An 11256-nucleotide genomic window follows, 5' to 3' on the forward strand; every position below is an offset into this window, starting at 1 on the left:
TTTGATATTGTCATTTATAGAATCTCCTCCTTTGTTTCTAGAAAATTCTACTCCTTTTGTCGATTGTTTTTTGGGGGGGTGCCGAACAACGACGCCAATTTTTCAAATTAAACGAGTATACTATTTTCTTACATAGCTTCCCGGGGCTTCTTCTATAGCCTCTAGATTCTGATAATCTAAAGAATCTACTAGCTTAGTATCATTATTTTTTATAAGCCAATCAAGCCAATAGTTCCACCATGAGCCTTCATATTCCGTAGCCTTTATAAGCCACTCATGACTACTTAAACTTAAGTCGTCATTAAGCCGATAATTATATTTAGCAGTCGCAGGAGGATTAACTACACCTGCTACATGCCCTGAATCCGTGAGACAAAAAATCTTATGTCCGTTTAATAATTTTACTCCATCGTATATTGAACGCCATGGAGTTATATGATCTTCTTTTGCAGCTACGAAAAAAGTGTTGCAATCAACTTTTCCAAGATCTATTTTTGTTCCGAGTATCTCTAAATTATTAGACTCTTTTAGCAAGTTATTACAATATGTATTTTGTAAATATTCCTCATACATTTTTGCCGGCAAGTTAGTAGAATCCGCATTCCAATATAGCAAATCAAAAGGCATAGGTTTTTTGCCAAGCAGATAATTATTGACAAAAAACGTCCAAATTAGATCATTTGCCCTTAGCAAACTAAAACTATTTGATAAATATTGTCCGTCAAAATAGCCCTTTAGCTTTATATCTTCTTTAATGTAATTAATCGTAGCTTCATTAAAAAATATTTCAAGCTCACCCGGGTGAGTATAATCAAGCAAAGTAGTAAAGAAAGTGCTACTGTGAACAGAATCTATTTTTTTTACTTTAAAGTAGGTGATAATTATAGCAAGGAACGTACCACCCATGCAATAGCCGACAAAATCAATTTTCTCAAAACCAAGATTTCTAACATACTCAAAAGGTGCTAAAATACCGTCTTTTAAGTAATCCTCGAAGCCTTTTTCCGATAGAGAAATATCAGGGTTAACCCATGAAATAAGAAAAACTTGAAAATTATTTTCCACCAAAAAAGATACTAGAGAATTATGCGAAGACAAATCGAGTATATAATATTTATTTATACATGGCGGAATAATAAATATCGGAATCTTATGAACTTTCTCTTTCGGTTCATAGCATATTAATTGCATTAAATCATTTTGAAATATGACTTTTCCTTTTGTTGCCGCAATATTTTGACCGAGTTTAAAGGCGGATTTATCGGTAGTTTTAATATTTAATATATCACCAGAGCTTTTTATATCTCTTAAGAAATTTTCTAATCCCTGTACTAGATTTTGGCCGCCGCTTTCTAACGTCACACGTAAAACCTTAGGATTACAAAAAGCAAAATTTGAAGGTGAAAAAGCATCAATAAAATGTTTAGTTACAAACTCTAAATGTTGCTTGAGATCATTTGATAGCTCATACTGTTCTATATTCTTCTTAAGCCACTCACTAGATAGTAAATAATATTGTTTAACAAAGTCAAAATAAGCATTATCCTCCCACGAAGAATCTTTAAATCTTTTATCTCGATTATCCGGAGAAAATACAGCTTTTGCCGGACTACCGACAAATTTTGCAAAGCTATTCGTTGTAAGCTCTCTTAACTTATCAATATATTCAATATTAAGCTGACAAAATTTTTCAGGATTTGCCCAAAATTGTTCTACCATTAAAGAAGCTATAATCCTGTTTTTATCACTATCAATTAGGCTCCTAGGTATCATGCTCCCCCTACCTTGCATGAAATGCAAAATAAGCTCTTGATATTTATCGGCTATTTCTTTGAAATTATTAATTATCGTCTCGTGCGGGATGTTATACATGTTTAGCTCTGATAATGTTATATTATTTTAACGTCATTGCGAGGAGAGGCAAAGCCTCGACGTGGCTATCTCAGGCATTTTATACTGTTTCATGAGATTGCCACGCTCCTTTTAGTCGCTCGCAGTGACGGTTGCTTATATCATCTTTAAACCATCCCACATACTATCAACCTTGTCGATAACTTCCTGACTCATTTCTATTTTTTTACCCCATTTTCTATTTGTCTCAGGGTATATTTTATCGGTTGCATCTATTCCCATTTTACTACCAAGCCCTGAATCAGGTGAGGCAAAATCTAAATAATCTATCGGGGAATTATCTATAAAGCTCGTATCACGCCTTGGATCGCTTCTGGTCGCTATTGCCCAAATTACTTCTTGCCAATTACGAACATCAATATCATCATCTACGACTATAATAAACTTACTATACATAAATTGCCGTAAGTACGACCAAATCCCAAGCATTATTCTTTTAGCATGACCGGGATAAGATTTTTTAATCGATACTACCGCAACTCTATATGAACACCCTTCAGGCGGAAGCCAAAAATCGACTATTTCCGGAAATTGCTGCTGCAAGATAGGAATAAAGATTTCATTTAATGCTTCCCCTAAGATTGACGGCTCATCAGGCGGTTTTCCGGTATAGGTACTTAAATATACTGGATTTTTCTTCATCGTTATTGCAGTTACGGTAAAGACCGGAAACTCCTCAACATCATTATAATATCCGGTATGATCCCCGAAAGGGCCTTCAGGTGAATATTCCTCTAAACTTACATAACCTTCTAGCACTATTTCACTATGTGCAGGTACTTTAAGGTCAATAGTTTTGCATTGCACCAGCTCTATTTTTTCATTACCGAGTAAACCTGCAAAATTATATTCTGAGATATTCTCAGGTATCGGTGTAACCGCTGCCAAAGTTACCGCTGGATTTGCCCCAATAACGATAGCGGCGGGAAACGGCTCTTTTTTTGCTTCTTTCCAACGTTTATGATGTTCTGCTCCACCCCGTAACTTTAACCAACGCATTAATAATTTATTTTCCGAAATAACCTGCATTCTATATATACCAAGGTTGTAATTATCTATTTTATCATTACTAGGTCCCTTAGTAACTACTATCCCCCAGGTAATTAAAGGCGAAATATCATCAGGCCAACATCTTTGGATCGGCAATATATTGATATTCGGTTTGTCAATGACGACTTCATGACAGGCTGCTTTTGATATTGTTTTAGGAGACATCGCAAATATACGCTTAGCAAGCGGTAACATTGATAATGTTTCTTTAAAAGATGAGGGGGGTTGCGGCTGTTTAAGGAATGCTAGTAAAACGCCAAGCTCTCTTAATTCTTTGGGTGACTTAAGTTTAAGTCCCATACGAATACGATTTATACTAGCATAAAGATTAGTTAGAACAGGTATATCGGATTTAGTGCAATCGGCTTTTATAGCATTTTCAAAAAGTAATGCAGGTCCGCCTTGTGCTAATGCTCTTCTACTAATTTCAGTAATTTCTAGGTCAGTTTTAACGGGGGTAGAAATACGCTTTAACTCACCGTTTTTTTCTAAAAATTTTAAGAACTCTGGTAAATCTTTAAAGCTCATAGTTTTATTTTTTTTGTTTGTAATGTTTATGTCATTACTGTATGACATTATTGCATGGCTCGTTTTATGTCATTCCTGCGAAAGCAGGAATCCATTACTTTAAAACGTTTTAAAGCTCGGTTTATCTCGCTTTATGATGGATTCCTGCTTTCGTAGGAATGACATCGAAAACACTTCCTCATTATCTGCTAAAATTCCCCTTCACTTTCATATCATTCTGAATAATTGTGCAGTTAATTAGCTCGTCAATTACAGAATTTTTAATATTATATATTATATTTTTTTCTGAATTGATATGAATATTTTTAGCTGTTAATTCATCTATACTTCTAGATTTAATATGTGCAAAATATACTTCATCACCTACTTGGAATATAGGTGTATTACTTCCTATTTTAGTATTAAAAATTGATAATAATATCTCTGGAGTTAATGTTAGATCATTTTCCATTTCCGCTCTAATATAGCTTTTTTTGTTTATTTTTATTCCTGCTGCTTTAAGCTCTTTTATGTTCTCTTGATCTGAATTATATTCTTTTGCTAAATCCTTGATAATTTTTAAGTTTACATCAGCGATATTCTGCTTTATCCAAACTTTATTTACCTGCTCTTTAATGGCATCAAATTCAGGTATTTTTGCCGGCTGAATAGATTTTAATTCTACCAATATAAGATAACTTTTATCTTCTGCTTCTATAGGATAAGATAATTCTCCTTCCGAAAGCTCAAAAATACTATCAGCATTTTCGGCAATTATTTTATCTTCAATAAGCTCTGCATAACTTATATAGTTAACGTTTTGTATCGGTAGCTTATATTTTTCAGCAATTTCAACTAAACTAGAACCGGCTGCCGTCTCATCTTCCAGCTTTTTAGCAAACTCCATATTAAGTATGTCGATTTTTTGAGCCTTTAATAAATCATGTAATTGTTTCTGTACTGCTTCAAAACTTTGATCACCGAATTCATCTTTATTTTCATTATAAAATTCTAACAACTCATCTTGAGTAATTGAGACTTTTAAATCCTTAATATTAGCTTTAATATAAGAAAAGCTGCGTTTCTCAGGTACCTCAAACACGGTTTTATTATCTTGGTAAAAAACCTTTAATTGCTGGTCGGTAGGGGTGGAGATTTGTAAATCTTTCGGTTTATTTTGTAATTCTATCTGCACTAATTCTACTTCTCTTTTTTCAGCCATATAATCTACTATATTGTCAGTTATAGCTTTAGGAACATAGAAACTTTCTACAAAACTACCGACCAGAATGTTTTTTAAAGCTTTTTCTTTGAAGTTTAATAAATATTTTTCTTCATCCATATAAGAATTTCTAAAATAAGTTTTAAAAATTTTTATATCAAAAACACCTTGCTCATTTTTAAAAACCGGTGATTCTTTGACTAAAATTTTAACTGTATCATCACTTAGATCTAAGTCGTAATAACTAACTAAATAATCTAAGACATTATCGTAAACAAGTCTTTTAAGGATTCGGTTATCAATATTTAACTGCGCTATTTCTTCATCGGTTAAACTTGTTCCCGTTTGCTTACTTATAGCATTAATTTCTAAAGATTTTGCTCTCAAAAAATCTTCCTGAGAGATATTTTTCACATGAGAAAAAGTAACAATATCGCCGTTTCTTCTTCCGTTTAATACATCTTTAATACCAAAGCCGACAAAAGCAAAAGCTATCATTGCGAATAAAACTCGCATTATAAAACTATCAGCAGTTTTTCTAATATTATCTAACATAATTTTTTATTTAAATTTTATCGTCATTGCGAGGAAAGGCGAAGCCTTGACGTGGCAATCTCGTGCCAAAATTCCTGAGATTGTCACGCTCCTTGCAGTCGCTCGCAATGACGACTCTCAAGACTACATTATAAAGCAAAAAAGCCTATAGAGTCAAACTATATAGGCTTTTTTATTGTTTTTTGTAGACGTTCGATGATTCCTTCGTGGTTTGTCATTCCGTTATTGCGAGGAAAAGCGAAGCGTTGACGTGGCAACCTCAGGGGTTTGTTATTATTTCATGAGATTGCCACGCAGCCTAGGCTGCTCGCAATGACGAGCTAGAGTATATTAGAAGTTTACGCGAACTTTTACACTACCTTGCTGAGCGAAATACTTACTTCCGATATTTGTATCGTAATTAATACCGTATTCCATCATTTTGTGCTTAGCAGTAACACCGACGCCGACATCAAAGCTTGTTTTGCTTTGCTTAAAGCTGTTGGTTGAGAAAGGAGCAGTCATACCTTGTAATCTTGCATCAATCGCCGGAACTTTATTCTTGAATACATAATCAACCATTGCGTAAAGCTCAGGTGTTAGAACTACTTCTTCGTTGACATTGATATTACTTGATACTTTACCGCCGAGTAAACCATCGAAGCTATTATAGTTCTTACCTTTAACTGTAAGGTTTTGGTTAGTAGTACCGGTTTCTTTATAACCCTTATCTTTGATAGCCGAATATCTAAGCCCAGCAAGCGGTGTTAAGTTAATGTTCTCAGGCATCATATAGGTATAACCGGCCATTAACTGACCTGTATAGCTTTCAGATTTATACTTACCGCTTGCGGTTTGATAACCGATAGTCTGCGGTGCTGTTGCTATAACGCGTCTTGACTTGCTTTTTATCTTATTATCCGAGTAAGATGCTATAGCTTCAACGAAGAGATTTTCATAAGGTACATTATATAAACCGTATACGGAATAGATGTTACTCTCTACCTTATTCTTATCGCCCGTCTTATTATTTTTCAGCTTAATATCGGTATCGGCTCTTGTATATGCAGCCCCTAGTGCTAGATCATCGTTAACTAAGCCGTCAAAACCTATAGTGCCACCGGTTGTATCAGACTTATAACCGCTTATATTGTTACGCATCTTCTGCGTTGCATTACCGACAAACGGACTTATCCATGCGCCGAACTTAGCATCTCTGTCCTCATCACCGGCAGCTACGGCAGCCGGCTGTATTGCATCCATTCTAGCATTTAGATTAATTAAGCTACTTGAGATATTACTTAGTATAACTTGATTATTAATAGCAGCTATAGTATCGCTAGGCTTTACAACGTCTTGTATGAGGTGAGTTACAGCATCTGCTTCTTGTTGGGGCGTCATCAAACCAAAGTTATCCAATGCTTGACGCGCATCCGAGCCGTTTGGTGCTGCTGCCATTAATTTAAGTGATTTCTCTATATTTGCAGCATTTGGGATATTTGCAAGCGGTCCACCCGGTTTGAAGTCGTTATCTATAACTTCTTGAGATTCATCTTTTGCAAATAACGTTAAAGTCGATGCATCAAAAGTGAAGTTGACAAAGCGGTTGTCATCATTAACGGTTACTTTAACATTACCTGCGGGAGTAGGCTTTAATCCGCCTGCTGTTTCTGCAGATATTACCGTATATTTTGTATCCGGACTTATATTATTAATGTCGAAATTAGTAGCAGTAACAACAAGTGCTAACGTTGAAACTCCTGATAAATCAAGAGTACTACCTGATTTAATTAAGATATTACCGCCTGACTTAGCTGCTCCGTCAAAAGTAGTATTTAAGGTTAGCGTATCAGTAAAGCTACCGGCGCCGGTATATGTTACTTGGCTTGCACCTAAAGTAAGTGTAGTACCGCTACCTGTTATATTACTATTAAAGGCTAGGCTATTACCGAAATTAATAGTAGCATTGTTAGCTGCAAAGCTGTTAGCTGTTACATTTTTAGCAAAATTAGTGATAGAAGCTTTAGCTAAAGTAACAGTACCGGTGTTAGTAAATGTATCGGCAAAACTTGTAGTACCGCCGAGCGTCGCTGCACCTTTTGCGTTAACACTGCTTGCAAAGTTTGTTGTGCTTGCCGTTGTGATATCACCAACCGAATTAGCCGCAGTTCCTACAACACCGCTAACACTACCGCCATTCGTGAAGTTTAACTTCAGAGCCTGACCGCCGGTTTTATTTATGCTGCCTGTTAAGTTAAAGTTTGCAGGTAATGTTAAGAGTGCTGTACCGTTACCTTGGATTTCGGTGATAATAGTATTACTGCCTTGGGTTATGCTTACAGCCCCAGCACCTACTTTTAACATAGCAATATTAGTAATAGGTCCATTAATAATACTTGCACCGGTTGCGATGATTGTACCGTTAACTCCGTTACTGCTTGTAACACTACCGGTGATATTTTTATTTGCACCAAGTGTTATAACTGCTGCTTGATTATTGAAATCTACATTACCGTTAATATTACCGTTTTGAGTTAAAGCAGTAGCACCACCGAATGATAAATTAGAGTTGATATCCTTATTATAGGTAATTGCCGGCACTGATAATTCTAAATCGTTAACAAATATATCAGTATCTATTTGGAATGTTCCGTTTCCTCTAAATTCTAATTCTTTTAATTTATTTACTGCAGTACCGTAAGTAGCATTCCCGACACTTGCAAGAATTACTTTCCCGCCCGCAGCTCCTGAATCTACAGCAAGCTTACCTTTATTTGGAGCTAGTGGATTAAGTACAGCATTTAATGTTATCGTACCGTTACCGGCTACACTATTTTGTAATACTAAAGTTGCATCTTCATGGGCAAAATTAATAGTCTGACCATTGGCTAAAATTCCTACATTACCGCCATTTGCATCAATCGTATAAGAACCGGCAGCGGCAGCAATCGCTGCACCTGTAGGTCCTACACCTGCAGCACCGATATTTATTACATTAATTTGGTTAGTAATACCGCCTGCATCAACAAAATTTGTAGTACCTAAGATATTAAATGCAAGAACATTCGTAGTATCTATATTATCAAAGGCTACGTTACCTAAAACATTTAATGATGTTAATTCACTTCCTGCCGTACCTATTGTTTTATTTCCACCGTCACCTTGTAAGGTCACAAGTTTTGTTGTACCAGCAAGAAGTAACGTACCGCCACCGGTTGCAAATGCCGGTAAATCATTTTTAAGAGTTATAACTCTATTATCTGTAGTACTATCGTTAAGTAAGAAAAGCTTTGAGTTTGCTCCTTTAAAATTAATCGCTTGAGCGTTTAATATATCAACATCAGCGTTCTTAGCATTTATTGCAAAAGACTTATTATCTTGAATGTCAATTTGTGCAACTGTGCCTATACTAGCATCATTTGCAACTACTGTGCCACCGGCATTAATATTAAGTATACCGGTAGCACCGTTTGCTATAATTCCACTTAAGTTATAAGTGTTACCGCCGGGACCGTTAAACTCTAATATACCACCATTTGCATTTGCACTGAAGTTTACATTTGTAGCTACCAAATTACCGCCGACTTTTATCGTACCTACTGCTCCACCGCCGGCAATATCATCAAAATTTACGGTTTGTGCATAAATATCACTAGTAAACGCAAGGTCTGCAGCCCCATTATCTACTTTAGCATTCAGAACTTTTAGAGATGCTCCATTTGTACCTACCGCTCCGGTAACCCCTACTCCGGCTGTTGTTAATGTACCGTTACCTCCTGCTGTAGTTACTGCTCCGGTAATTCCATTATTTGCCGTTAACGCACCGTCTGCTGCAAAATTTACTGCTGCCGTGATCGCTCCCGTTGCCAGTACGTCTGCCGCTGTATTATTAATGGTTACTGTTGTGGCATCAATGCTTGTTACATCACTTGCACCATTAAACAATACTTGTTTTAATATATTACCACCATTTGTTCCTATCGCTCCGGTTACATCACCTGCTCTAACTGTAAGTGTACCGGTATTATTGGCCTTTGTTGTCACCGCTCCGGTAATACCGCCATTCGCCGTTAACGCACCGTCAGCTGCAAAATTTACTGCTCCCGTGATTGCTCCTGCTGTTACATTTGCATTTGCATTATTAATTGCTACACCAGCTGCAAATATATTACCTGCATTGCTTGCAACTGCGTTATTAAATGTTAATTGCTTTATTGAGTTACCATTAGCACCGATATTCTGTACATTACCTGCTGTTACAATAACCGTACCGTTAGCACCGTCACCGGCTGCTGTTATGGCCCCTGCAATACCGTTACCTAAAGTTAACGTCCCGTCAGCATTAAATAGTGCTGTACCGTTAACTAAACCAGCTGCTTTTAGATTACCGGCATTTGCAAATTCTATTGCTCCTTCTATTTGGTTAGCAGTTACTATAGATACGTTATTTCCGTTATCTTCTCCTATTGTTATTGTTGTTGCAACTACATTACCGGCTGCTATTCCATTACCGCCATTATTGTTGCCGTTATTAAAAGTTACTAATTTTAGCCCTTCATTAGCTATAACACCTATATTTCCTACATTATTACCGCCTGTAATAATAAGTGTACCTTGATCATCTAAAGTTGTTGTTATATTCCCCGCTATTCCATTTCCTAAAGTTAATGTACCATCATCATCAAATTCTACTGCACCTGTAACTAAACCGTTTGCCTTTAATTTACCGGCAGCTGCAAAATTAATCACTCCATTAACTGTACCTGTTACTACATTTACTGTGGCACTATTAACCTTTACACTGGTTGCAAATATATTACCCGCACTACTTGCCGCAGTGTTATTAAATTGTACATCTAGTAAGGAATTACTGTTTGCTCCTACATTCTGTATATTACCGTTCCCAACTACGACAGTGCCGTTAACACCATTATCGGCAGCCGTTATGTCTGCTGATATTCCATTTCCTAATGTTAATTTACCGTCATCATTAAATACTGCAGTACCCGTGACTAAACCGTCTGCGTTAAATAATGTTCCAGCTACAGCTAAATTTATATCTCCATTTACTGCACCTGTTGCAACAACTTCACCACCATTCACAACAATATTTGTTGCTGCAAGCGTAGTAGCATTTACGGTTACGCCAGCATCAACAGTTATTGAAGCTAAGCTCTTAGTTGCACCTACCGCAGCAGTAAAAGTGGTATCTGTGCTAACTCTTAATACACCCTGACCGGCAGCTCCACCGTCTATAGCCCCATCAAGTGTTATCAAGTCCGAGGTTCCGGAATTTATAGTTAAACCTGCAGCGGCACCATTTAAGGTAATAGCTCCTAAACCGTCATAAATATCGTTGCCAGCACCTCCATCTTCACCTGTTAAAGTTAATGTAAAGTTATTACTAATGCTAACAGGAAATGCCGTGCCACCACCGAGCACAACAGAACCTAAAGAAATATCTTCATTTACCGTAAATAAACCCGGAGCATGATCGAATACAAGTATTGTCGTATCTACTGCTTCATCAGCGTCAACCGTAACAGCATCATTTGCATATTGTAAAGTACCACCGCCAAATTGTCCTGCAGGATTAAGCCCCAGTCCTTGGCTAAAGTTTGTATTTGCATTTATCGTTGCTCCTCCCAACGCTCCGCTACTGGTTAGCATTATAGCTGCAGTTGAAGTGGTGAATAAAGCGGTTTTAAGACCTTTTTGGATTGCTTTTTGAAATAATTTTGGAGAAATATTCGCCATAATATGTAAACCTTAATAAAAATTAAATAACTGAGAAAGTGTTACGACTTTAATACAATTTTTTAATATGTCTATTATAATTAATAATTATATATAATATTTTAGAAATTTAGTATGAATATGTGGCATTTGCATTCTGCAATGGTGGTAGCCTTGTTACATAGATACCAAAACTGTCATTCCCGCAAGGCCTTGTTGCGTAGATATAAAAAAAAGTAGCTACGAACTAAGAAAAGCAGGGTCGTGCCTCCGTATTGCAGTTTAGAGTAAATAGT

Annotated in this window: 4 protein-coding genes and 1 pseudogene; all 5 read right to left on the bottom strand. The window is 36.4% G+C overall.

Annotated elements, in window-relative coordinates; all coding sequences use genetic code 11:
* Positions 1-120: 120 nt before the first annotated feature.
* Positions 121-1872, bottom strand: coding sequence for a PHA/PHB synthase family protein (locus KYQ89_RS01150; RefSeq protein ID WP_218460010.1), 1752 nt, complete (start codon positions 1870-1872; stop codon positions 121-123).
* A 32-nt stretch (positions 1873-1904) separates the two neighbouring features.
* A pseudogene (locus tag KYQ89_RS08480) lies at positions 1905-2002 on the bottom strand (lytic transglycosylase domain-containing protein); the annotation flags it as partial.
* Positions 2003-2007: 5 nt separating this feature from the next.
* Positions 2008-3489 (bottom strand): UbiD family decarboxylase, encoded by a 1482-nt coding sequence (locus tag KYQ89_RS01155; protein ID WP_218460011.1) that lies wholly within the window; start codon positions 3487-3489, stop codon positions 2008-2010.
* A gap of 181 nt (positions 3490-3670) precedes the next feature.
* Positions 3671-5245 (bottom strand): SurA N-terminal domain-containing protein, encoded by a 1575-nt coding sequence (locus KYQ89_RS01160; protein ID WP_218460013.1) that lies wholly within the window; start codon positions 5243-5245, stop codon positions 3671-3673.
* A 330-nt stretch (positions 5246-5575) separates the two neighbouring features.
* Positions 5576-10981, bottom strand: a complete 5406-nt coding sequence (locus KYQ89_RS01165; protein ID WP_218460014.1) for an autotransporter outer membrane beta-barrel domain-containing protein — start codon at positions 10979-10981, stop codon at positions 5576-5578.
* Positions 10982-11256: the final 275 nt, after the last annotated feature.

Origin of the sequence: Rickettsia sp. TH2014 (genome assembly GCF_019249195.1) — a bacterium.
Taxonomy (GTDB): Bacteria; Pseudomonadota; Alphaproteobacteria; order Rickettsiales; family Rickettsiaceae; genus Rickettsia; species Rickettsia felis.